At 71.3% G+C, this 22581-nt stretch carries 22 protein-coding genes, 1 pseudogene and 1 riboswitch; of the genes and pseudogenes, 16 read left to right on the top strand and 7 right to left on the bottom strand.

Going from position 1 to position 22581, the window contains the following annotated elements:
- Positions 1 to 244 precede the first annotated feature (244 nt).
- Both A3IC_RS0116590 and A3IC_RS54850 read left to right on the top strand, forming a co-directional pair.
- Positions 245 to 715, top strand: coding sequence for a hypothetical protein (locus A3IC_RS0116590; protein WP_158695972.1), 471 nt, complete (start codon positions 245 to 247; stop codon positions 713 to 715).
- Positions 712 to 1152: a hypothetical protein gene (locus tag A3IC_RS54850; RefSeq protein ID WP_040876739.1), complete on the top strand. Its 441-nt coding sequence runs from the start codon at positions 712 to 714 to the stop codon at positions 1150 to 1152. Before A3IC_RS0116590 ends, A3IC_RS54850 begins: the two co-directional genes overlap by 4 nt.
- A 7-nt stretch (positions 1153 to 1159) precedes the next feature.
- Here A3IC_RS54850 and A3IC_RS0116580 read toward each other — a convergent pair whose 3' ends face one another.
- Both A3IC_RS0116580 and A3IC_RS0116575 read right to left on the bottom strand, forming a co-directional pair.
- Positions 1160 to 1522, bottom strand: a complete 363-nt coding sequence (locus A3IC_RS0116580) for a helix-turn-helix domain-containing protein (protein ID WP_020551167.1) — start codon at positions 1520 to 1522, stop codon at positions 1160 to 1162.
- Positions 1519 to 1776 carry a thiamine-binding protein gene (locus A3IC_RS0116575; protein WP_020551166.1) on the bottom strand — a complete coding sequence of 86 codons (258 nt, stop codon included), beginning with the start codon at positions 1774 to 1776 and terminating at the stop codon, positions 1519 to 1521. Before A3IC_RS0116575 ends, A3IC_RS0116580 begins: the two co-directional genes overlap by 4 nt.
- 131 nt (positions 1777 to 1907) lie before the next feature.
- On the opposite strand from A3IC_RS0116575, the gene A3IC_RS0116570 reads away from it, so the two are divergent.
- The 8 genes from A3IC_RS0116570 (at position 1908) to A3IC_RS0116535 (ending at position 9556) form a co-directional block, all read left to right on the top strand.
- Complete coding sequence (locus A3IC_RS0116570; protein WP_020551165.1) at positions 1908 to 2750, top strand: hydroxypyruvate isomerase family protein; 843 nt, start codon at positions 1908 to 1910, stop codon at positions 2748 to 2750.
- On the top strand, positions 2747 to 3667 hold the full coding sequence (locus A3IC_RS0116565) for a 2-hydroxy-3-oxopropionate reductase (protein WP_020551164.1): 921 nt from the start codon (positions 2747 to 2749) through the stop codon (positions 3665 to 3667). The genes A3IC_RS0116570 and A3IC_RS0116565 overlap by 4 nt, the downstream gene beginning before the upstream one ends.
- Positions 3667 to 3912: a thiamine pyrophosphate-binding protein gene (locus A3IC_RS73515; RefSeq protein WP_020551163.1), complete on the top strand. Its 246-nt coding sequence runs from the start codon at positions 3667 to 3669 to the stop codon at positions 3910 to 3912. Before A3IC_RS0116565 ends, A3IC_RS73515 begins: the two co-directional genes overlap by 1 nt.
- Positions 3913 to 3948: 36 nt before the next feature.
- Positions 3949 to 5094: a glycerate kinase gene (locus tag A3IC_RS0116555; protein ID WP_020551162.1), complete on the top strand. Its 1146-nt coding sequence runs from the start codon at positions 3949 to 3951 to the stop codon at positions 5092 to 5094.
- Positions 5091 to 6434 (top strand): allantoinase AllB, encoded by a 1344-nt coding sequence (gene allB, locus A3IC_RS0116550; RefSeq protein ID WP_020551161.1) that lies wholly within the window; start codon positions 5091 to 5093, stop codon positions 6432 to 6434. The genes A3IC_RS0116555 and allB overlap by 4 nt, the downstream gene beginning before the upstream one ends.
- A gap of 109 nt (positions 6435 to 6543) precedes the next feature.
- A complete protein-coding gene (gene alc, locus A3IC_RS0116545; RefSeq protein ID WP_020551160.1) occupies positions 6544 to 7614 on the top strand; it encodes an allantoicase in 1071 nt (356 codons plus the stop codon).
- A gap of 203 nt (positions 7615 to 7817) precedes the next feature.
- A complete protein-coding gene (locus A3IC_RS0116540; protein ID WP_026218347.1) occupies positions 7818 to 9230 on the top strand; it encodes a family 2B encapsulin nanocompartment shell protein in 1413 nt (470 codons plus the stop codon).
- A 116-nt stretch (positions 9231 to 9346) separates the two neighbouring features.
- Entirely contained in the window at positions 9347 to 9556 is a 210-nt protein-coding gene (locus tag A3IC_RS0116535; RefSeq protein WP_020551158.1) for a CsbD family protein, read from the top strand.
- An 85-nt stretch (positions 9557 to 9641) separates the two neighbouring features.
- On the opposite strand, the pseudogene A3IC_RS71075 reads toward A3IC_RS0116535, so the two are convergent.
- The 4 genes and pseudogenes from A3IC_RS71075 to A3IC_RS0116515 all read right to left on the bottom strand — a co-directional run.
- Positions 9642 to 9971, bottom strand: a pseudogene (locus A3IC_RS71075) (XdhC family protein); the annotation flags it as partial.
- Positions 9972 to 10272: 301 nt separating this feature from the next.
- The gene (gene pucD / locus A3IC_RS0116525; protein ID WP_020551156.1) at positions 10273 to 12639 is read right to left on the bottom strand and encodes a xanthine dehydrogenase subunit D; all 2367 of its coding nucleotides are present in this window, start codon (positions 12637 to 12639) and stop codon (positions 10273 to 10275) included.
- A 3-nt stretch (positions 12640 to 12642) separates the two neighbouring features.
- Positions 12643 to 13143, bottom strand: coding sequence for a (2Fe-2S)-binding protein (locus A3IC_RS0116520; RefSeq protein ID WP_020551155.1), 501 nt, complete (start codon positions 13141 to 13143; stop codon positions 12643 to 12645).
- Positions 13140 to 14024 carry an FAD binding domain-containing protein gene (locus tag A3IC_RS0116515; RefSeq protein ID WP_020551154.1) on the bottom strand — a complete coding sequence of 295 codons (885 nt, stop codon included), beginning with the start codon at positions 14022 to 14024 and terminating at the stop codon, positions 13140 to 13142. Before A3IC_RS0116515 ends, A3IC_RS0116520 begins: the two co-directional genes overlap by 4 nt.
- A 270-nt stretch (positions 14025 to 14294) precedes the next feature.
- Between A3IC_RS0116515 and A3IC_RS0116510 the strand changes: the two genes are divergently transcribed.
- Complete coding sequence (locus A3IC_RS0116510; RefSeq protein WP_026218346.1) at positions 14295 to 15914, top strand: PucR family transcriptional regulator; 1620 nt, start codon at positions 14295 to 14297, stop codon at positions 15912 to 15914.
- A 65-nt stretch (positions 15915 to 15979) separates the two neighbouring features.
- Here A3IC_RS0116510 and A3IC_RS54845 read toward each other — a convergent pair whose 3' ends face one another.
- Positions 15980 to 16765 carry an SDR family NAD(P)-dependent oxidoreductase gene (locus tag A3IC_RS54845; RefSeq protein WP_020551152.1) on the bottom strand — a complete coding sequence of 262 codons (786 nt, stop codon included), beginning with the start codon at positions 16763 to 16765 and terminating at the stop codon, positions 15980 to 15982.
- A 156-nt stretch (positions 16766 to 16921) separates the two neighbouring features.
- On the opposite strand from A3IC_RS54845, the gene A3IC_RS0116500 reads away from it, so the two are divergent.
- From A3IC_RS0116500 to A3IC_RS0116480, 5 genes are all read left to right on the top strand, one after another.
- Complete coding sequence (locus A3IC_RS0116500; protein ID WP_020551151.1) at positions 16922 to 18166, top strand: Tm-1-like ATP-binding domain-containing protein; 1245 nt, start codon at positions 16922 to 16924, stop codon at positions 18164 to 18166.
- A gap of 1 nt (position 18167) precedes the next feature.
- Complete coding sequence (locus tag A3IC_RS0116495) at positions 18168 to 18992, top strand: phosphoenolpyruvate hydrolase family protein (RefSeq protein ID WP_026218345.1); 825 nt, start codon at positions 18168 to 18170, stop codon at positions 18990 to 18992.
- A gap of 92 nt (positions 18993 to 19084) precedes the next feature.
- Positions 19085 to 19420 (top strand): EthD family reductase, encoded by a 336-nt coding sequence (locus A3IC_RS0116490; protein WP_020551149.1) that lies wholly within the window; start codon positions 19085 to 19087, stop codon positions 19418 to 19420.
- Between the two features lie 207 nt (positions 19421 to 19627).
- Positions 19628 to 19806, top strand: a riboswitch (cyclic di-AMP (ydaO/yuaA leader).
- Complete coding sequence (locus tag A3IC_RS72545) at positions 19807 to 20550, top strand: transglycosylase family protein (protein WP_020551148.1); 744 nt, start codon at positions 19807 to 19809, stop codon at positions 20548 to 20550. It begins immediately after the preceding riboswitch.
- A 636-nt stretch (positions 20551 to 21186) separates the two neighbouring features.
- Positions 21187 to 22575, top strand: coding sequence for a DUF6421 family protein (locus tag A3IC_RS0116480; protein ID WP_020551147.1), 1389 nt, complete (start codon positions 21187 to 21189; stop codon positions 22573 to 22575).
- Positions 22576 to 22581 lie beyond the last annotated feature (6 nt).

The raw sequence follows: 22581 nt of genomic DNA, 5'->3' as shown, positions 1-22581 counted from the left end.
GTCTCCCCGACCAGAGGTGAACGCCGCACCCGAGCGGGTACCCCGATGCGGCGATGGCCGGAACGCTAGGTGCTCCCAATCACCGCCGTCAACAGTTTGTTGAAGCAGATCACCGAGGCCCGCGGTCTTCGACCACCCGCAACACCTCGAACGGAGCCGCAGCTTCCGGATATTCGCGAAGCGGACGCACGCGGGCGAATCCCACGACCGCGGATCACGCACTGTGCCAGCTTCGTCGCGACTCGTGCAACAGGCGTTCGAAGTGAGCGGGGGGCTCATGCCTGATGGGCAATTCGCGGTCGATTTCAGTTGGCTCGATCGACTCGCGAGCGACTTGCGACAGGGCACTGATGTACTCGAACAGTCGCTCGACGCGCTCAAGGAAACCGGCCCGATCCGCACCGGCCACAAGGACCTGGACCACGCGTGCGGCAAGTTTCACGACAACTGGAACCACGGCCTGAAATTCATGCGCGAGGACCTCGGGCACGTCGCGGACGCGATCCGGCTCGCACGGGCGAACTACGCGCAGACGGAGGGGGCGGTGCAGTCGGTGTTCACGCCACCCGGTGCGTCCGGCGGACCTGTCGCGCCTGGCGCGTCGCAGGCCGTGCCCGGCGGTTCGGGTCAGGGGCCGACGCCCCGGGCCGCTCCCGTGACGCCTCCCGCTCCTGAGCGCAGCACGATCCGGGCCGTGTTGAACCCCGAGTCATGAGCGCGGACGAGGACTATCTCTGGGCCGTCCGGCGTGCCGGGGGCGGTCTTGGTGGTCTTGGCGTGCCTGCGGACCCGAACTTCCCGGGGCTGCTGGTGAATCCGACCCCGGGTCTTCCGGCAGCCATCGGCGCGTTGGCGTCGAATGTGCAGCGCGCGGTGGACCGGTCCGCAACCATCCTGAACGCCATCGATCAGGCCGCGGGGGCCACGGCCGCGTGGACCGGCCCGGCGGCCGACGGGATGCGGGCGCGATTGATTTTGCTGCGGCCGAAGTTCGTGGGCATGGACGCTGCCTTCACGTCGACGCGAGCCGTGTTGCAGGCATGGGCCGACCAGTTGAGCCACCTGCAACAGCGGGCCGCCGGGCTGGAGGCGGAGGCGCGCGCGGCCCGGGCGCGGATCGGCTGGGCGTGGCGGAACCGGTTCTTGCGGTGATGGGGCGTCAGGTTCGGGTTTCTCGGTTGAGGTAGTTGTAGACGGTGAAGCGGCTTACGCCGAGGGCTGCGGCTACGGTTTCGACGCCGTGGCGGATCGTGAAGGCGCCGCGCTGTTCGAGGGTGCGGACCACGCGTTGTTTGGCCTCGCGGTCGAGGTCGGTCAGGGGGCCGTACTGGCGTTCCGCGTCGCCGAGGAGGCGGTCGAGGGCGGTGGCCAGGCCCGGGAGGCGGACGGCGACGACCGGCTCGCCCTCCCAGTCCAGGACCACGTCCTCGGGGCCGGCCTCCTCCGGGGTGACGAACCGGGCGCCGATCGCGGTCACCAGGGGCTTGATCGCGGCGGACAGCGGGTGTTCGGCGGGGCTCACGCGCGGCCTCCCGGTGTTTCCGGCATGGTGGTGAGCTGTACCGAGATCCGGGTCGCGCCGACGCCGAGCGCGCCTCGGAACACCTTGTCGAGCGCCGCCAGGACGAGGTCCGCCTCGCCCTCGGCGGTCGTGCCGAAGGGGCCGACCTCCACGTCGAGGCCCGCCTCGCCGATGACTCGTCGGGCCTCCAGGGCATGGGCCGGTACGCCGTCCAGGTCGAACGGTTCGGTCGAGAACTCAATCCGCAATCGCACGCCGAAACCCTAGCGTCCGGCCGAACTCCGCGCCGGGCCGCCCTTGACAAACTGTTGAAGTCGCGTGGCATGATTCCGATCAGCGGAATCTTCCTTCCGCATTGTGGAACCGACGTGGAAGAGGTGATCCCGTGAGCGCTCGTGGACTGCGCTTCGACATCAATCTCTCGATCCTCTTCACCGAACTCCCGCTCCTGGAACGGCCCGCTGCCGCCGCGTCGGCCGGCTTCACCGAGATCGAGCTGTGGTGGCCCTTCGCCGGCCCGATCCCCGCCGACGCCGACCTGGATGCGCTCTCCCGGGCCATCCGCGACGCGGGCGTCGATCTGGTCGGCCTGAACTTCGACGCCGGTGACATGCCCGCCGGCGACCGGGGCCTGCTGTCCCGGCCCTCCGATTCCGCGCGCTTCCGGGACAACATCGCCGTCGCGACCGGCTTCGCCGAGCGCCTGGGCTGCCGTGCGCTGAACGCGCTGTACGGCAACCGGCAGGACGGCGTGGAGCCGAAGACACAGGACGAACTGGCCCTGGAGAACCTGACGTTGGCTGCCCAGGCCGCGCACCGAATCGGCGCGGTCGTGCTGATCGAGGCACTCGGCGCACCGGAGAACCCGCGCTACCCGCTGGTCACCGCCGCCGACGCGGTGGCCGTCGTGGACAAGGTCAACGCCGAGACGGGCCTGGGCAACGCGGCCTTCCTGTGCGACCTGTACCACCTCGCCCGCAACGGCGAGGACCTCACCGCCGTGATCGACAGCCACGCCGACCGGTTCGGCCACGTGCAGCTCGCCGACAGCCCTGGACGGGGGCAACCCGGCACCGGCGGAACGGACTTCGCAGACCTGTTCCGCCGACTCGTGGCCGCCGGATACACCGGGCGCGTCGGCCTCGAATACAAGCCCGTCGGCCCGAGCGCGGACAGCTTCGGCTGGCTCCCGCGCGAGTTGCGCGGCACCCGGGGAGGGGCCGGATGACCGGCGTACGCAAGAGGATCGCATTCGTCGGTCTCGGCATCATGGGTGGCCCGATGGCCGCCCACCTGGTTCGGGCCGGCCACGAGGTGACCGGGTTCGACCTGGAACGGGACGCGATCGACCGGCTGATCGCGCTCGGCGGCAAGGGCGCGGCGACCATCGCCGAGGCGGTGCGCGACGCGGACGTGGTGATCACCATGGTCCCGGCCGACCCACACGTCGAGAAGGTGATGTTCGGCGGCGGCGGCGTATTGCGCACCGTCAAGCCCGGCACCCTCGTGATCGACATGAGTTCGATCAAGCCCGGCACTTCGATCGCGGTGGCCGAGGCCGGCGCCGAGCGCGAGCTGCGGGTATTGGACGCGCCGGTCAGCGGCGGCGAGGCGGGCGCGATCGAGGCGGTGTTGTCCGTCATGGTCGGCGGTGAGGCGGCGGACTTCGCCGCCGCGCTGCCCCTGTTCGAGGTGCTCGGCAAGACCGTCATACACGTCGGCCCGCACGGCGCCGGCCAGACGGTCAAGGCGGCGAACCAGCTGATCGTCGCCGGCAACATCCAACTCGTCGCCGAGGCGCTGCTGTTCCTCGAACGCGCGGGTGTGGACACCGAGGCCGGTCTGAGAGTGCTCGCCGGCGGCCTGGCCGGCAGCACGGTCCTGGATCGCAAGGCGCGGGTGATGCGCGACCGCGACTTCAAGCCCGGGTTCCGCATCGACCTGCACCACAAGGACATGGGCATCGTCACCGAGTCGGCCCGCGAGTTCGGCCTCGTGCTGCCGCTCGCCGGCCTCACCGCGCGACTGGTGGCATCCCTGCGCGCCCAGGGCGGCGGCGGCCTGGACCACTGCGGTCTGCTGCTCGGCCTGGAACGGCTCAACGGCCGCCCCGTCGCCAGTGGTTCGAAGCAGGGAGACAACTGATGGCACCGCGTCGTGTACCGGTCATGAACGCCGTCGTGGAGGTGCTCAAGTCCGAAGGCGTGGACACCGCGTTCGGCTGCCCCGGCGCGGCGATCCTGCCCCTCTACGCCGCACTGGAGGCGGTCGGCGGCATCGAGCACCCGATGCCGCCGGGGGACGCTGATCCCATCACCGGTGTCGCGCCCGCGTCACCGGGCGGTCGCCGGCCCCGTCGATCCCTCCGGGAGCGGCGGCCACGTAGTTGACTGTGCCTCTGGACAGCCCACCCGAAGGAGCGGTACATGGGACCGGTCGTCGTCCTGGCCCCCGACAAGTTCAAGGGCACGTTGACCGCGGTGCAGGCCGCAGCCGGGATCGGTGCCGCGATCCGGCGGGTCCGTCCGGACGCGGACGTACGGATGTTGCCGATCGCCGACGGCGGCGAGGGCACCGTGGACGCGGCGGTGGCGGCCGGCTTCGCGCGGATCCCGGCGCGGGTCACCGGCCCCATCGGGCGGCCGGTGGACGCGGCGCCGGCCGTGCGTGGTCGCACCGCCGTGGTCGAACTGGCCCAGTCCTCGGGACTCGCGCTGCTCCCGGCCGGGCCCGCGCCGTTGACGGCGGACACCACCGGTGTGGGCGAGCTGATCGCCCGGGCGCTGGAGCTGGGCTGCACCCGGATCGTGCTCGGACTGGGCGGCGCGGCCTCCACCGACGGCGGCTCGGGGCCGGCCCGCGCCCTCGGGGCTCGGCTGCTGGACGCGGCGGGCGCGGAGTTGCCTCCCGGCGGCGCCGCACTGCTGCGGCTGGACCGGATCGAGCGGGACGACCCGGCGGCCCGCTTGACCGGCGTCGAGGTGGTGATCGCCTCGGACGTGGACAATCCGCTGCTCGGTCCGAAGGGGGCCGCGGCGGTGTACGGGCCGCAGAAGGGCGCCACGCCGCAGGATGTGCGCGTATTGCACGCCGCGCTCGCGCGCTGGGCCGAGGTGGTCGGGCCGGAATGGGCCGACGTGCCCGGCGCGGGAGCCGCGGGCGGGGCCGGCTACGGCGCGTTGGCGTTTCTCGACGCGAGCGTGCGGCCCGGCATCGGCCTGCTGCTCGAACTCCTCGGCTTCGACGAACTGCTCGACGGGGCCGAGCTCGTGGTCACCGGGGAGGGCAGCCTGGACCGGCAGACCCTGCACGGCAAGGCACCGGCGGGGGTGGCCGCCGCCGCCCGGGAACGGGGCGTACCCGTGGCGGTGGTCTGCGGCCGCGTCGAGTTGAGCCGGGCTCAGCTCGACGCGGCCGGCATCGTGGCGGCCTATGCGTTGGCCGACCTCGGCGCGGACAGCATGACCCGCGCGGGCGAACTCGTCGAGGACGCGGGCGAGCTACTGGCCCGGGACCTGCCGGCCGATCGGGCCGAGCAGGCGCACCGAGCGGATCCGGAGGACGCGTCGTGACCCGCACCCCCACTCTCGTACTGCGCTCGCGCCGGGTGTTCACCCCGACCGGCGAGCGGCCGGCCGACGTGGCCGTGGCCGGCGACCGGATCACGGATGTGCTGCCGTACCGCACCGCCCACGGCGCACCGGTCGAGGACCTGGGTGAACTCGCCCTGCTGCCCGGCCTGGTGGACACCCACGTACACATCAACGAGCCGGGCCGCACCGCGTGGGAGGGCTTCACCACCGCGACCCGGGCCGCGGCGGCCGGCGGCGTCACCACGCTGATCGACATGCCGCTGAACTCGATCCCGGCCACCGTCACCCTCGATGCGCTGCGGGTCAAGCAGGAGGTCGCGCGCGGCCGGGTGTACGTGGACGTGGGTTTCTGGGGCGGCGCGATTCCGGGCAACACCGACCGATTGGAGTCCCTGTATCGGGCCGGCGTGTACGGCTTCAAAAGTTTCCTCGCGCCCTCCGGCGTCGACGAGTTCCCGCACGTGGACGCGGCCCGACTGGCCGAGGCGCTGACCGAGCAGGCCCGGCTCGGAGCACTGGCGATCATCCACGCCGAGGCGCCGCACGTGCTGGACGCCGCGCCGCAGGTGCCCGGCCGGGCGTACGCCGACTTCCTGGCATCGCGGCCCGACGCGGCCGAGACCGTCGCGGTGGGGCAACTGCTCGACACGGCCGGACGCGTCGGTGCCCGCGTACACGTCCTGCACGTGTCCTCGGCCGATGTGTTGCCGCTCCTGGACGCCGCCCGCGCGGCCGGGGTCGCGGTCACCGCCGAGACCTGCCCGCACTACCTGACCCTGGTCGCCGAGGGTGTCCCGGCGGGTGACACCGCGTTCAAGTGTTGCCCGCCGATTCGTTCCCGGGACAACCGCGACCGGCTGTGGCGCGGGATCCGGGCGGGTTCGTTCGCCGCCGTGGTCTCCGACCACTCGCCGTGTACCGCCGACCTCAAACGGCTGGACGTCGGCGACTTCGCCGCGGCCTGGGGCGGCATCGCGTCGCTGCAACTGGGCCTGAGCACGGTGTGGACCGAGGCCCGGGCCCGCGGCTTCGCGCTGGCCGACGTGGTCGCGCTGATGTCCGCCGGTCCGGCCCGACTGGTCGGCCTGGCTCGCAAGGGCGCGATCGCGCCCGGATACGACGCCGACCTGGTCGCGTTCGACCCGGACGCGGAGTTCACCGTGGACCCGGCCGGACTGCACCACCGCAACCCGGTCACCCCGTACGCGGGCCGTTCGCTCACCGGCGCGGTGCGCACCACGTGGCTCGCGGGCGCGCCCGTGGACGTGCACGGCAGCCCGCGCGGGCGGCTTCTGGACCGGACGCGGACCGCCCGGTGAGCACCGCAAGGATGGGCCGCCGCCGCCGCCGGCGCGGCCACGGCCCGCCCCGCACCGTCCCGAGTCGTCACCGATCCGCCAATTCCCGCTCAGTACAAGGAGATCGACCGTGACCGCCGATTTCACCGAGTACGTCAACCTCGCCGCGCGCGCCCTCGGAGCAGGCGTGGTGGCCGCCAACGACGAGTGGTTCGCCGAGAAGGAGAACCTGCTCAGGGCCGAACCGCCGGTCTTCACCCCGCATACGTTCGGGCCCAAGGGTCAGATCATGGACGGATGGGAGACCCGCCGCCGGCGCGGTGCCTCCGCCGAGCACCCGCATCCCGACGCGGACGCGCACGACTGGGCGATCATCCGGCTCGGCGTGCCCGGCGTGCTGCGCGGGATCGTGGTGGACACCGCGTTCTTCACCGGCAACTACCCGCCGAGTGCCTCGGTGGAGGCCGCGGCCGTACCCGGCACACCCTCGGTGGAGGAACTGCTCGACCCGGCCGTGCGGTGGACCACGATCGTCGCGCGCACCGACCTGAAGGGCGATACGGCGCACCCGTTCGCGATCACCGCCGCGCGGCGGTTCACCCACGTGCGGCTGAACATCTTCCCGGACGGCGGAGTGGCCCGGCTGCGTGTATACGGCGAGGCGGTGCCGGATCCGGCCTGGCTGGACGGGCTCACCGTGGATCTGGCCGCGCAGGAGTACGGTGCGGTGGCCGAGGCGGCCAGTGACCGCTACTTCTCCTCGCCGCACAACCTCAACGCGCCGGGCCGCTCGCGGGTGATGGGCGAGGGCTGGGAGACCCGGCGCCGGCGCGACGACGGGCACGACTGGGTGCGGGTGCGCCTGGTCGGGCAGGCCGAGATCCTGGCCGCGGAGATCGACATCGACAACTACTTGGGCAATGCGCCTGGTTGGGTCGCGCTCGTCGGCAGCGACGCGGGCGAGGACCCGGACGTGTGGTTCGACCTGTTGCCACGCACCCGGGTCCAGCCGGACACCCGGCACCGCTTTCGACTCGCCGACGTGCGGCCCGTCACGCACGTCCGCATCGAGGTCTTCCCGGACGGTGGGGTGGCCCGACTGCGGCTGCCGGGCCGGCTGACCGAGGCCGGCCTGACGGCCCTTCGAAAGCGTTTCGACACCCCGAACCAGCCGGCGCCGGCACCTTTCCGGAACGGCTGATGGAGCAGGCGCCCGAGCGGGCACCGGAGCCGGGGCACCCGGGCGCGAACCGCACAGGCGACCGTAGTTACTTAGCCACTTCCGCGCCTGTCCAGTCTCACCCGATCGGGTAATGGCCGGCTGCCTTCACACCCGCAACGATTGTTCGCGCAGACCGGTTCAGCCAGGGGAGCGGGCCGGCTCATCCAGGGGAGGCGAAATCGTTGTCGATCGATGCTGGGGCCGGCACGGAAAGTGAAGCCCGGGACACGCAGGCTCGTTCGAGCCTTGCGACGGCGGCGGCGCGAAATCTCGCGACCACCACCAAGACGGTCCCGCAGATGCAGGACATCACGTCGCGGTGGCTGCTGAAGATGTTGCCGTGGGTCCAGGTGTCGGGTGGTACGTATCGGGTCAACCGGCGGCTGAGTTACCGGATCGGCGACGGGCGCGTGCAGTTCGTCCAGACCGGATCCGAAGTCCGGGTGATTCCGGCGGAGTTGTGCGAACTCGCTCCGCTGCGCGGGTTCGCGGACGACGAGGTGCTGCGCACGCTGGCGGACCGCTTCGTACGCCGGGAATACGCGGCGGGGGAGACGCTCGCGACGATGGGCGAGCCGAACGACCGGGTGGTCCTGGTCGTGCACGGCAAGATCGCCAAATCCGGGGTGGGCCCCTACGGCGATCGCACCTCGCTCGGGCTGCACGGCGACGGTGACCACTTCGGCGAGAAGATGCTCGTCGACCGTCAATCGTCGTGGGACTACACGGCCACGGCGGCCACTTCGGTGATCGTGCTGGAGCTGCCCAGGGACGCGTTCGACGGGCTGCACGCCGACAGCCTGCGCGAGCACCTCGCGGAATACGCCGAGAGCAGCGCCCGCCCGCAGAACGCGAGGGGCGAGGCGGAGATCCCGATGTCCGCCGGCCATCACGGCGAGGCGGTGCTGCCGGGCAGCTTCGTGGACTACGAACTCCACCCGCGCGAGTACGAGTTGAGTGCGGCCCAGACCGTGCTGCGGGTGCACAGCCGGGTGGCCGACCTGTACAACCACCCGATGGATCAGATCGAGCAGCAGCTGCGACTGACCATCGAGGCGTTGCGCGAGCGGCAGGAACACGAGCTGATCAACAACCCCGAGTTCGGTCTGCTGCACAACGCGGACTACGAACAGCGGATCCAGGCCCAGGCCGGCCCGCCGACGCCGGACGACATGGACGAACTGCTCAGTCGCCGGCGCGGCTCGCGGCTGTTCCTGGCCCACCCGCGCACCATCGCCGCGTTCGGCCGCGAGTGCAGTCGGCTCGGCCTGTACCCGACCACGGTGGATGTGGGCGGCAACCAGATCCCGGCCTGGCGCGGCGTACCGATCTTCCCGTGCAACAAGATCCCGATCTCCGAGGCGCGCACCAGTTCGATTCTGGTACTGCGTACGGGTGAGGACGACCAGGGTGTCGTGGGTCTGCATCAGACCGGGCTGCCGGACGAGTACCAGCCCGGCCTGTCGGTGCGTTTCATGGGTATCAACGAGCAGGCGCTGATCTCCTACCTGGTCACGGCGTACTACTCGGCGGCGGTCCTGGTGCCCGACGCGCTGGGTGTGCTGGAGAACGTGGAGATCTCCCGACCCAGGTGACAAAGGTCACGAGTATCACGAAAGTGTGTCGAATGGGTCGATTGCGGTTATAGGTCGGGCTGGACGTCGCGCGATCAACGGACGCGCGCGGTCAATCGCGACAGGAGACCCGAGACATGGGCACCGACGACAACATCCGCAACAAGGCCCAGGACGTCAGCGGCCAGGCCAAGGAGAAGCTCGGCGAGGCGACCGGAAACGAGGATCTGCGCGACGAGGGTCAGCAGGACCAGGGCTCGGCCAAAGCCAAGGAAGCCGTCGCGGGCGCCAAGGACAAGGCCAACGAGGCGATCAACAAGATCAAGGGGTCGATGAAGCGCGACTGACCCTGCTCTCGCCAGTATGTCGTGAGGCCCCCGGCTCCAGCCGGGGGCCTCACCCCGTCGGGGCCGGAGCGGCGTCGTGCCCGTACGCCGCGGCCACGGGGATGTCCCGCTCGGCCGCGGCCAAGGCCGCCTCCGCAGCGGGGTCGCCGCCGCGTTGGACGAACACGTCCAGCACTCCGCCGCAGGTCAGCCCGACGGCGAAGGCGTCCTCGTCGCTGTAGCCGAAGCGCTGGAGCACCGGGAGACCGCTCTCCAGCGCCGCGCGGCACAGCTCGTACACCGCGCCCTCCACACACCCGCCCGAGACGCTGCCGACGACCGTGCCGTCGGCGGCCACCGCGAGCGCCGCGCCCGGAAGGCGGGGCGCGCTCCCGCCGACGTCGACGACGATGGCCAGGGCGTACGGCGCACCTCGCCTGCGGCGGTGAGCGCCTTGCCGCCGGCCAGGCGCAGGCCCGCCGCGAACGCGGGGAGGTCTGAGCCACTTCCCACTCCCAAGTGTCCTAGGCGTTGTTGGGGTGGAGCCGATCGCCGCGTCGAAGCCGCCCGAGTCCTTCCTTCGGGCAGGCGAGTGCGGCGACCTTCCTGCGTGGGGGCGCGTCCGTTCGACGACACGGCGATCGGCCGTGCTCGGTCGGTCCGGTCCGGTCCCGGGGGAGACGTCTGCGCCGCCGCCGGGACCGTACCGCGGTCGAAGAACCGGAACTGACGGTGTCTCAGGTCCCGGTGAGGTGTTCCGGCCGAACCGGCACCCGGTTCAGCGGCAGTCCGGTCGCCGCGCGGATCGCCGCGACGATGGCCGGCGTGGAGGAGAGCGTGGGTGCCTCGCCGGCCCCGCGCAGCCCGTACGGGGCGTGGGCATCGGCCAGTTCGAGCACGTCCACCGGCATCGGCGGGGTGTCCAGGATGGTGGGGATCAGGTAGTCCGTGAACGACGGGTTCCGGACCTTGCCGTCCCGGACGATGATCTCCTCCATCACCGCCAGGCCCAGCCCCTGGGTACTGCCGCCATGAATCTGGCCGACCACGGCGAGCGGGTTGATCGCCTTGCCGACGTCCTGCGCGGCGGCCAGCTCGATCACCTTGACCAGGCCCAGTTCCACGTCCACGTCCACGACCGCGCGGTGGGCGCAGAACGTGTACTGGACGTGCCCGAAGCCCTGCCCGGTGACCTTGTCGAACGCCTCGGTCGGGCGGTGGCGGAACTCGGTGGTCTCGTCCACCGGTTCGTCGCCGAGCAGGTCCACCAGGTCGGCGACCACCTCGCCCGCGGCGGTGAGCGCCTTGCCGCCGGCCAGGCGCAGGCCCGCCGCGAACGCGGGCGCCCAGCCGTACCGGTCCCGACCCCGGGCGAGCACCACGGCGCGCACCGCTTCGGCCGCCTGCTTGACCGCACCGCCGGTCATGTACGTCTGCCGGGACGCGGACGTCGAACCGGCCGAGCCCACCCGGGTGTCCGCCGGCGCCATGGTCACCTGGTCCACACCCAACTCGGTGCGCACGATCTGCGCGTGCACGGTGATCCCGCCCTGCCCGACCTCGGCCATCGCGGTATGCACCAGCGCGACCGGCGCGCCGCCGATCACCTCCAGTCGGACCCGGGCCGTCGAATAGTCGTCGAAGCCCTCGGAGAAGCCGACGTTCTTGATGCCCACCGCGTAGCCGATCCCGCGCACGACGCCCTCGCCGTGCGTGGTGTTGGACAGCCCGCCGGGCAGCTCGCGCACGTCCGGCCCGTCCGCCGTACGCCAGTTCTCCACCTCCGGCAGCGGCATCTCCTTGACCCGCCGGAGCAACTCGGCGACCGGCGCCGGGGCGTCCACGACCTGCCCGGTGGGCAGTACCGAGCCCTGCTCCATCGCGTTCATCCGGCGCAACTCGACCGGATCCAGGCCAAGTTCGGCGGCCAGTCGGTCCATCTGCGTCTCGTAGCCGAAGCACATCTGCACCGCGCCGAAGCCGCGCATCGCGCCACACGGCGGGTTGTTGGTGTACACCGCGGTCGCGTCGACCGCCGCATGGGGGATCACATACGGGCCGATGCCCAGCGAGGCCGCGTTGCCGACCACCGCGGGCGACGTCGAGGCGTAGGCGCCGCCGTCCAGCACGATCTCGGCCTTGACGAAGACCAACCTGCCGTCCCGGGTGGCACCGTGCTCGAACACCATCGTCGCGGGGTGGCGGTGCACGTGGCCGAAGAACGACTCCTCGCGGTTGTAGACGATCTTGACCGGCTTGCCGGTGTGTTGCGCGAGCAGACACGCGTGCACCTGCATCGAGATGTCCTCGCGCCCGCCGAACGCACCCCCGACGCCGGCCAGGGTGAGCCGCACCTTCTCCGGCGGCAGGCCCAGCACCGGACACATCTGCTGTCGGTCCACGTGCAGCCACTGGGTGGCGATGTACAGGTCGATGCCGCCGTCCTCGGCGGGCACCGCGAGACCGGACTCCGGGCCCAGGAACGCCTGGTCCTGCATGCCGACCTCGTACTCGCCGCGCACGATCACGTCGGCGAGCGCGCGCACCTCGGCCGAGTCCCCGTCGCCGTGGTGGATGTGCTGGCTGTGCACGATGTTGCCGAAGGCGTGTGCCTTGTAGTCGGCGGGGGCGTGCACGTAGCCGTACCGCTCCGGGTCCAACGCCTCGACCGGCCCGATCGAGGGCAGCACGTCGTACTCGACCACGATCTTGGCGATCGCGCGCCGCGCCGTCTCGGGATGGTCGGCCGCGACGATCACGATCGGTTCGCCGTGGAAGCGCACCTCGTCGATGGCGAGCACCGGCTGATCCCGGATCTCCAGGCCGTAGAACTTGCTGCCGGGGATGTCCTCGTGGGTGAGCACCGCGTACACACCCGGCTGGGCGAGTGCCGCGGAGACGTCCACGGACAGGATCCGGGCCCGGGCGTGCGGGCTGCGCAGCGCCATGCCCCACAACATGTCCTCGTGCCACAGGTCCGAGGAATAGGCGAAGTCGCCCTTGACCTTGAGGATGCCGTCCGGGCGCAGCGGCGAGGCGCCGACGCCGTCCCGGCCGGGCGCGGCCACGTCCTGAAGGTTCTTCGGCTTGGTCAGAGCGGCCACGGCTCAGCCCTCCAGGCCGGTCGGGGCCGCATCGCGGGCGTCCGCCTTGCGGGCGGCGGCCAGGCGGACCGCGTCCATGATCTTCTCGTAGCCGGTGCAGCGGCACAGGTTGCCGGAGAGCGCCTCGCGGATCTCCGCGTCCGAGGGGTGATGCGCCCGGTTCAACAGGTCGTGCGTCTGGACCAGCAGGCCCGGCGTGCAGAATCCGCACTGCACGGCGCCCGCGTCCACGAACGCCTGCTGGACCGGGTCCAGCGTGTCGCCCTGCGCCAGGCCCTCGACGGTGCCGACCTCGCGGTCCTGCACCTGGCCGGCCGCGACCAGACACGAACAGACCGGATCGCCGTCCAGATAGACCGTGCAGGAACCGCACTCGCCCTGCTCGCACGCGTTCTTGGAACCGGGCAGCCCGACCCGCTCGCGCAACACGTAGAGCAGGCTCTCGCCCTCCCACACGTCGTCCGCCTCGGTCGGGCGGCCGTTCACGGTGAATGTGACCTTCATGCGGCGGCCCTCCCGGTGGCGCGGTGGTCGTTCCAGGTCCAAAGCAAGGTGCGGCGGGCCATTACGGCGAGCGCATGCCGGCGATACGCGGCCGAGCCGCGCACGTCGTCGATCGGCGCGGCGGCCCGGGCCACCAGTTCGCCGAAGCGCTTGGCGGTGGACAGCGGCAGCTCGCCGGCGGAGGTCCACAGGCCCGTGTCGTCGAGTTCGGCACGGATGAACGCCTCGGCCTCGCTCGCCCGGCGCGGGGTGGGCGCCGCGGAGCCGATCCCGGTGCGCACGTCGCGGGCCCGCGGGTGCAGCGCGACCGCGAACGAGCAGACCGCGATCACCATCGCGTTGCGCGTGCCGACCTTGGCGAACTGCTGCGGCCCGGTCGCCGAGGGGATGTGGATCGCCCGGATCAGCTCGTCCGGCTCCAGTGCGTTGCGCTTGACCCCGAGATAGAAGTCGTCGATCGGGATCAGTCGGGTGCCGCGTACCGAGGCGGCCTCGACCGTGGCGCCGGACGCGAGCAGCGGCGGGTGCGCGTCGCCGGCGGGCGATGCGCCGCCCAGGTTGCCGCCGACCGAGCCCCGGTTGCGGATCTGTGGTGACCCGACCGTGCGCGCGCCCAGCGCCAGGCCCGGGAGCCGGTCGGGCAATGCGTCGATGATCTTCGAGTACGGCACGGAGGCACCCAGGCGCACGGTGTCGTCGTCCGCGATCTGCCATGTGTGCAGCTCGTGGATACGGTTGAGATCGAGCAGTGCGTCGGGACGATGGCGGTCGAAGTTCAGGTCGACCATCACGTCGGTGCCACCGGCGATCGGAACCGCGGACGGGTGCTGCGCCTTGACGGCGAGCGCCTCCTCCCACGTCGCGGGCCGCAGGAATTCCATGACGGGTGTCTCCTTCTGCCTTGCGTATGGCCCTGACGTCCTTGTACCCGCCGCGGGGGCGCTTCGCTTCGGGCCTGACGGATCGAAGGGTGCGTACCAGTACACCGAGACGAGGGTCACTGTGAGTACCCACCAAAGACATGACCCAGGCGTGTCAAGTGGGCGTGGTTCCCGTACTTTTCTCCAAGTGTCGGTCCGGTCGTCGAACCGGTATGACGGATCCGCCGTGTGCGCCCGGGCCGTGCCGGCACGATCGAGAGGGGGCCGTCGATGCGATTGCGCGCACTTCTCGGCGATGGCATGACCGGTGTCGGCATACCCGGGATCCGGCTGCTGGTGGGCGAGGAGGAGCTGGACCGGTCGGTGCGGGCCGTGATGACCACCGACCTGCACGATCCCAGTCGATACCTGACCGCCGGCGCCCTGGTGCTGACCGGCATGGGCTGGCGTGCGGGGCCTGAGGACTCGGATCGCTTCGTCCGAGTCCTGACCGCGCATGGGGCCACCGCGTTGGCCGCCGGGCAGGCCGAGATCGGCGACATCCCGGTGGATCTGATGCGGGCGTGCGAGCGGCACCACCTGCCGCTGTTCGCGGTCGAGGAGGAGCTCTCCTTCGCGCATCTGACCGAATTCGTGATTCGTCGGATCTCCGCCGAACGGGCGACCGACCTGACCGCGGTGGTCGACCGGCATCGACGGCTGGTGCAGGCCGCCGCCGGCGGGGCGGGCCTGGACGGGGTGCTCGGGCTGATCGCGGCCGACATCGACATCCACTGCTGGGTGCTTTCGCTGACCGGGCGCCAGGCCGCGGCCGGTGGGCCCGATCTGGCGCCGGGGCTGCGGGTGAAGATGGCCCGCGCGCACTTCGCCGCGCGCGAGCGCAAGGCCGGAGTGCCGTATCGCCATCGGGTCGACGGGCGCTCGTTCTCGCTGCTTCCGGTGCCCGAGGCGGGTGGCTCGGTCGACCTGGACACGTGGGGCGACTGGTTCCTCGCGGTCGAGGACGACGTCACCGACTGGCCGGACCGGCACCAGGCGCTGCTGGGTGAGCTGGTCCGGCTGGTGTCGGTGGGCCGGGACCGGGTCGAGGATCGGCGCCGGCGCACCCGGCGGTTGTCCGAGGACGTGCTGAACCTGCTCGCGGCCGGCGCCGACCCGGTCGAGGTGGCCGCGCGGCTGCGGGTCGCGGAACCGGACGGTGCGGACCGGACGCACTGGCGGTTCGTCACCGCCACCATCGCGGATCTGCCCTCGCGCGACGCCCGGCGGCTGGCCCGGGTGCTCCTTGAGGAGGCGTTGGCGGATCAACCGAGTGACGCCCTGGTGTCGGAGACCGGGCCGGGCGCGGTGGCCCTTGTTCCCGGTGAGGGCTCACCGGATCGGGACGGCACCGAGCCGGACTCCACCACCCGACTGCTGCGCGAGCGGTTGGCCGCGCTGGAGGGACCGGCGGCGGGCGGCGTGCGGGTGCGGATCGGGGTGAGTGCGCCGGTGGCCCGCGCGGACGGGCTGCGCGGCGCGCTCGAGGAAGCCTGGCACGCGGGCCGGATCGCCGGCACCAGGTCCGGCCGGGTCGAGGTGGTCGGGCACGCCGAACTCGCCTCGCACGTGGCGCTGTTGGCCGCGGTGCCAGAGGACGTGCGGCGGGCGTTTCGCGGGCGGCTGCTGGAGCCGCTGCGCGCGTACGACGCGAGCCACCAGGCCGATCTGGCGGGCACGCTGGAGGTGTTCCTGGACTGCGACGGGTCTTGGACCCGGTGCGCGGCGCGGTTGCACGTACACGTGAACACGCTGCGCTATCGGATCGGCCGGATCGAGGAGCTGACCGGGCGTCGACTGGCCCGGCTGGAGGACAAGGTGGACTTCTTCCTGGCGCTCAAGCTGCGCTGAGCGCGCTCGCGGGTGTGGCGGGTGTGGCGGATGTGGGCCGCCGTGCGCCGCCGCGAGCTCCGCGGTCAGCCGAAGGAGACGCCCGAGGTGACCGGGGTGATCGTGCCGGTGATGGCCCGGGCCCCGGACGAGGCCAGGAACGCGACCGCGTCCGCGATGTCCTCCGGCCGGGTGATCCGGCGCAGCGCCGACGACTTGGTCATCTCGGCGCGTACCTCCGCCTCGGGCACGTCCCGGCGTGCGGCGATGTCGGCGATGTACGCGGCCAGTTTGGCGTTGTCGGTGTAGCCCGCGACGACCACGTTGACCCGCACGCCGTCCGGGCCGACCTCCTTGGCCAGCACACCGGAGGCGACCTCCATCGCGGCCTTGGTCGCCGCGTAGGCGCCCAGGTTCACCAGTTTCGCGCGCGGCGCCTCGGAGCTGATCTGCACGATCGACCCACCGCCGACCGCGCGCATGTACGGCAGCGCGGCACGCGAGACGGCCAGTACGCCGAGCACGTTGATCTCGAACGCCCGCCGAAACTCCGCCGGATCCAACTCCTCCAGCCGGCCCGGCGGGTTGTACGTCGCGACGTTGACCACCACGTCCACCCGGCCGAGTTCGCCCGCCGCGGTGTCCACCAGCGCTTGGCACCCGGCCTGGTCGGCCAGGTCGGTCGGCACCGCGATCACCCGACGGCCCGTCAGCTCGCGGATCTCGTCCGCGAGTTGCCGCAACGGCTCGGGTCGTCGCGCGGCCAGCGCCAGATCCGCACCGGTGCGGGCCAGGGCCAGCGCGCAGGCGCGCCCGATGCCGTCGCCCGCTCCGGCGACGATTGCGACCCGTCCGTCCGGTTCCTCCGTCATCGATACCTCCGTGACGTGCCAAATCTTCGGAACTCGCCTCCCGTCCTACCGCACGGTGCTTTCAATCGCCATGATCATCCGGTTGGGTTACTGTGCGCGGCCGTTCGCCGCCGAAGCGTCAACCCGGCCAGCCCTACCGACCCACCGGAGGCACCGATGCCCACCGTCGTACTGATCGGAACGCTCGACACCAAGGGATCCGAATACGCGTGGTTGGCCTACCGGCTGCGTGCCAGGGGAGCCGAGGTGGTGTTGATGAACGTGGGCGTGCTCGGCGAGTCGCTCGCCCAGGCCGACGTGCAGGCGGCCGATGTCGCGGCGGCGGCCGGCACCGATCTGGCCGACCTGCGCACCCGGGCCGACCGGGGTGCGGCGACCACCGCGATGGCCGAGGGAGCCGCGTCGATCCTGCGCGAGCTCTACGAGGAGGGCCGGGTGGACGGCGTGCTCGCGATGGGCGGCTCGGGCGGGTCGGCCATCGCCTCCCACGCGATGCGGGCGCTGCCGGTGGGCGTGCCCAAGCTGCTGGTCTCCACGATGGCGGCGGGCGACGTGTCGCCGTACGTCGGCGCGGTGGACGTGACGATGATGTACAGCGTCGTGGACATCGCCGGGATCAACCGGCTCTCCGAGCGCATCCTGGGCAACGCGGCGGATGCGATCGCGGGGATGGCCGGCGGTTACGCGGAGGATCGCGCGGCGGTCGCGGGAGTGACCGGCGAGGGGCGTCCTTTGGTTGCCGCGTCGATGTTCGGGGTGACCACCCCGGCGGTGGACGCCGCGCGCGAGCGGCTCACCGAGCTGGGCTACGAGGTGCTGGTCTTCCACGCCACCGGCGCGGGCGGCACGTCGATGGAGAATCTGGCCGAGGCGGGCTTTTTGGCCGGGATCCTCGACCTGACCACCACCGAGCTGGCCGACGACCTGGTCGGCGGGGTGCTCAGCGCGGGCCCCGAGCGGCTGACCGCGGCCGGGCGGATGGGGCTGCCGCAGGTGGTCAGCGTGGGAGCGCTGGACATGGTCAACTTCGGCCCGCGCGACACCGTGCCCGCGCGGTTCGAGGAGCGGCAGTTGTACGTGCACAACCCGACGGTGACGCTGATGCGCACCACACCCGCGGAGAACGCCGAGCTGGGTCGCCGGATCGCCGCCAAGCTGGCCGCCGCGACCGGTCCCACCGCGCTCTACCTGCCACTGCACGGGGTCTCGGCGATCGACGTCGAGGGCGCGCCCTTCTACGATTCCGTCGCCGACAAGGCGCTGTTCGACGAACTGCGAGCCGGACTCGCGGATAGCTCCGTCGAGTTGCACGAGGCGGCGACGGACATCAACGATCCGAAGTTCGCCACGGCGGCTGCGGATCGACTGCACGAAATGATCACGAAGGGACGTGTGGACTGAGATGAACGGACGCGAGGCGCGGGGCCGGCTGCACCGGACGGTCGAGCAGGGCGGCGTCGTGATCGGCGCGGGCGCGGGCACGGGACTGTCGGCCAAGTGTGCCGAGGCCGGCGGCGTGGACCTGATCATCATCTACAACTCGGGCCGCTACCGAATGGCCGGCCGGGGTTCACTCGCCGGGCTGCTGCCCTACGGCGACGCCAACGCGATCGTGGTCGAGATGGCGGGCGAGGTGCTGCCCGTGGTCCGGCGCACCCCGGTACTGGCGGGTGTGTGCGGCACCGATCCGTTCCGGATCATGCCGCACTTCCTGGACCAGCTCGCCGCGATGGGCTTCGCGGGTGTGCAGAACTTCCCCACGGTCGGCCTGTTCGACGGCGTCTTCCGGCAGAACCTGGAGGAGACCGGGATGGGCTACGACCTGGAGGTGGAGATGATCCGGCTGGCCGCCGAGCGCGGTCTGCTCACCGCCCCCTACGTCTTCGACGCCGAGCAGGCCCGCGCGATGGCCGCGGCGGGCGCCGACATCCTGGTCCCGCATCTGGGGCTGACCACCAAGGGCAGCATCGGCGCGACCACCGCGGTCTCGCTCGACCAGGCCGTGGAGCGGGTGCAACGCATGCGCGACGCGGCGGCGGAGGTGAACCCCGACGTGCTGGTGCTGTGCCACGGCGGGCCGATCGCCGAACCCGAGGACGCCGCGTACGTGCTGGCCCACACCACCGGCGTGGTGGGCTTCTTCGGCGCCTCCAGCATGGAACGGCTGCCGACCGAGGTGGCCATTACCGACCAGGCACGGGCGTTCAAGGGCATCGCCGTCCGCTAGCGCACGCGCGAACCCATCCGGGCACCATCCGCCGGACGCACAGGGCACCACCCGCAGGACACACATCCACCGCACGATCGTGAGGAGTCGGCGTGTACAAGCTGACCGTGCTCTATGGCCGCCCCGAGGACCCGGCGGCGTTCGACACCTATTACTGGGAGAAGCACCTGCCGCTCGCCCGCACCATGCCCGGGCTGACCGGCTGGACCATCGGCAAGTGCGAACCGGATCCGTCCGGCGCGCAGCCGCCCTATTACCTGGTGGTCGGGCTGTACGCACCGACTCGCGCGGGTATCGAAGCGACCCTGGATTCGCCGCAGGGCCGGGCCACGGTGGCCGATCTCGCCAATTTCGCGACCGGCGGTGCGACGTTCCTCTGGGACGAGGAACGGGTAGTCGTACCTGTGGAGCTGCCCGCGACGGAATAGCTCGTCGCTGAAGCACGGGTGATCACGCGGCCGCGCACCGTGGGCGCCGGCGCCGTGACCTGCAAGGTTGGCGACATATCGGGCAAATCGGTGCTATTCCTCCCTATGGGGCACCTCACAAATCACCCGAAATGTTTGCCGGCCCGGCGGAGCGGTGCGTAGCTTCGTGGTTGTTCGCACAAGCGGACTCCCCGGGCGGTACGCCGAATCCTGCCGCCGCCCGAGGGACGCAGTCGATATCGACTGGCGGCAGGAGCGGGGGAACCAAGTGAGTGCCGACATCGGCCATGTCGATGTCTGGGGTGAAGCCATGCCTGTTCCAGGCGAGGCCGGGCCAATCGTCCGAACCCGACAGCTAACTTCGTAGGCGCCCGACGAGGTAATCAATGACCTTCCGTGCCATCACCGCTCCCGTTCGCTCGCTCTCTCGTGGCCGTCGCGCCGGCATCGCCGTCGCCGCCGGTGCGGGTCTCGTCCTTCCCCTCATGGGCATGGCGGGCAGCGCGAGCGCCGCGTCCTCGTCCACGTGGGACGCGGTCGCCCAGTGCGAGAGCACCGGGAACTGGAGCATCAACACGGGCAACGGCTTCACCGGCGGTCTGCAGTTCACCCCGAGCACCTGGAACGCGTTCGGCGGCAGCCAGTACGCCCCCAGCGCCGCGCACGCCACCAAGGACCAGCAGATCGCGGTCGCCGAGCGGGTCCTGGCGAGCCAGGGTCCCGGCGCCTGGCCGATCTGCTCGCAGAAGGCCGGTCTGGGCAAGGGCGGCAACGCCTCCGCCACGGCCGACTCGTCGACCACCGGCAAGACCAAGAGCAAGGTCGAGCCGAAGGCCGCACCCAAGGCCGAGTCCGTGACCGAGAACGCGCCGAAGACCCCCGCCGACGACACGGCCAAGGTCCGGGTGCAGCCGAAGCAGGCCGCACCGAAGCACGACGCGCCGAAGTCCGCCGCGACCAAGCAGTCTTCGGGCTCCGGCGCCTACACCGTCAAGGCCGGTGACACGCTGTCCGGGGTCGCCGCCAAGCTCGGCGTCAAGGGTGGCTACAAGGCCCTGTACGCCGCCAACGCGAGCGTCATCGGGGGCAACCCGAACGTGATCGCCGTGGGCACCCAGCTCGCCATCTGATCCACCGTCACGACGTAGGCCCCGCCGAGTACTTCGGCGGGGCCTACGCCCGTGTTCGGGCGCCGTCGAGGCAAGTGGCCCGCGACCGAAGGGCGTTGCCGGCCCCGGGATCGGCACGATGCCCGCGCCGCCGAGGACCGGTTGCGGGACCGGAGCGGCCGGGCCGCCGACGATGGGCGGCCCGGGGCGCTGCCGTCCCCCCGACCCGGCGGGATGGCCGGGATCGTGCCGTCGCGCCACGGCCCGGCGCATCGGATGTATGGGATCGCAGGATCGGGCAGTGGGAGTGGATACGGGGCCGGGGCGTCCCCCTGGCCACTATTCCGTTATGCGGAGTCAATATTCCGTTCAATGGAACGAGACTGTAGGGAGGCGTCGGATGGACGGTCGACGGCCACAGCCACAGCCACAGCCCTCGCCGGCCGAGCCGGCGAAACCTTGTGTCTTCCGCCAAGCGCCGTCCCGAGGTGCGTCGACCTGCGGATGTGATCGGAAGCACCTTGATCGCAATCTCAACTTTTTCGGGCAAAACGTACCCGTGACGATAAGATTGCGTTTGAAAGGGCCTTGCGGCGTTAAAATCTTTTGACGTAGGTTCATCTGACCGTGGTTCCTGCTTTCTCCTGAGAGGGTTCCATGTCCAACATGACCCCCGTAGCCGTCCGTACCGCCGTCGATCACCCGTTGTGGCCCGTGCTCAAGCAATCCGTCGCCGACCTGCGTCCGCTGCAGGCCAAGGACGGTTCGATCGAGCCGTCGGGCCATGAGTCCGCGCGGGCGCTGGTCGCCGACATCACCTCCTCGATCACCGGGCTCGCACCGCTGTTCCCGCACGACGAGGCGTACCTCGACGCGGTCGTGGCCGATTTCCGGCGCTGGTCGGCGGGGGGCTTCGGCCGCCCCGACTTCCTGGATTCGCTCGTGGCGTTCCGCCCGGAGCGGGACCGCCGGGACGGACTGGAGCACCTCGTGGTGTTTCCGATGAACACCCAGAACGGCAACCCGAACCGCAACGTCGAGGCGGTGCTGTTGCGCGTGGTGTGGCCGCAGTGGCTGGCCGAGTTGGAGGCCGGGCGCTACGACAACGCGATGTTCGTGCCGATCGCGTTCGTCGACTTCACCGCCGGTTACGACACCGACTCGGCGGTGCTCTTCCCCGAGACGGTGGCCGTGCGCGAGGTGCCCACGTACACCTGGGGCGGCATCTTCTGCGACCGTGAGGCGGCGCGCTTTCGTCGGGTCGCGGCCGCCGCGTCGCAGACGCTCGGCCTGGACCTTCCGTCGGAAGCCGCGGAGTTGGTGCAGAGTCAGCAGCTCGCCCAGGACGCGTTCGTGTTGTGGGACCTGATCCACGACCGCAGCCACATGCGCGGCCCCATGCCGTTCGACCCGTTCATGATCAAGCAGCGCATGCCGTTTTGGATGTACGCGCTGGAGGAGCTGCGGTGTGACCTGACCGCGTTCCGCGAGGCGGTCACGCTGGCCGCCGAGGGTGTGTCGACCGCGCGCCGGGTGCAGTACGCGGTGATCTTCGACCGGCTGTTCCGCTTCCCGGTCACCGGTGGCCGGGTGCGCAACTACGACGGGCTGGGCGGGCAACTGCTGTTCGCCTACCTGCACCGGGCGGGCGTGCTGGAGTGGGCGGACAATCGGCTCGTCGTGGACTGGGACCGGATCACCGACGCGGTGCTCGGGCTCTACGACGAGGTGGACCGGCTCTACCGCGAGGGTGTGGATCGCTCGAAGGTCGGCCACTGGCTGGCCGGCTACACGCTGGTCGCCGAGTACGTGCCGCCGCACCCCGGCTCGGTGTGGGCGAAGGGGCCCGCCGCGCTGCCGATGGACGGGCCGCCCAAGGCGCTCGTGGACGCGGTGTTGCCGGACGAGTTCCCGCTGAGCATGTTCTACGAGGCGCTCAACCGGCGGCTGCGCGACGTGATCGCCTCGACCCGGGGGATCACCTCGGACAGCCCGATGCAGGACCTCGCGAAGGATTCGACGGGGCGGGCGGCCGAGGCGTCGTGACCGGTA

Origin of the sequence: Embleya scabrispora DSM 41855 (assembly GCF_000372745.1) — a bacterium.
GTDB lineage: Bacteria > Actinomycetota > Actinomycetes > Streptomycetales > Streptomycetaceae > Embleya > Embleya scabrispora.
The sequence above is the reverse complement of the archived record's forward strand: the minus strand, read 5'-3'. Positions and strand labels throughout refer to the sequence as shown.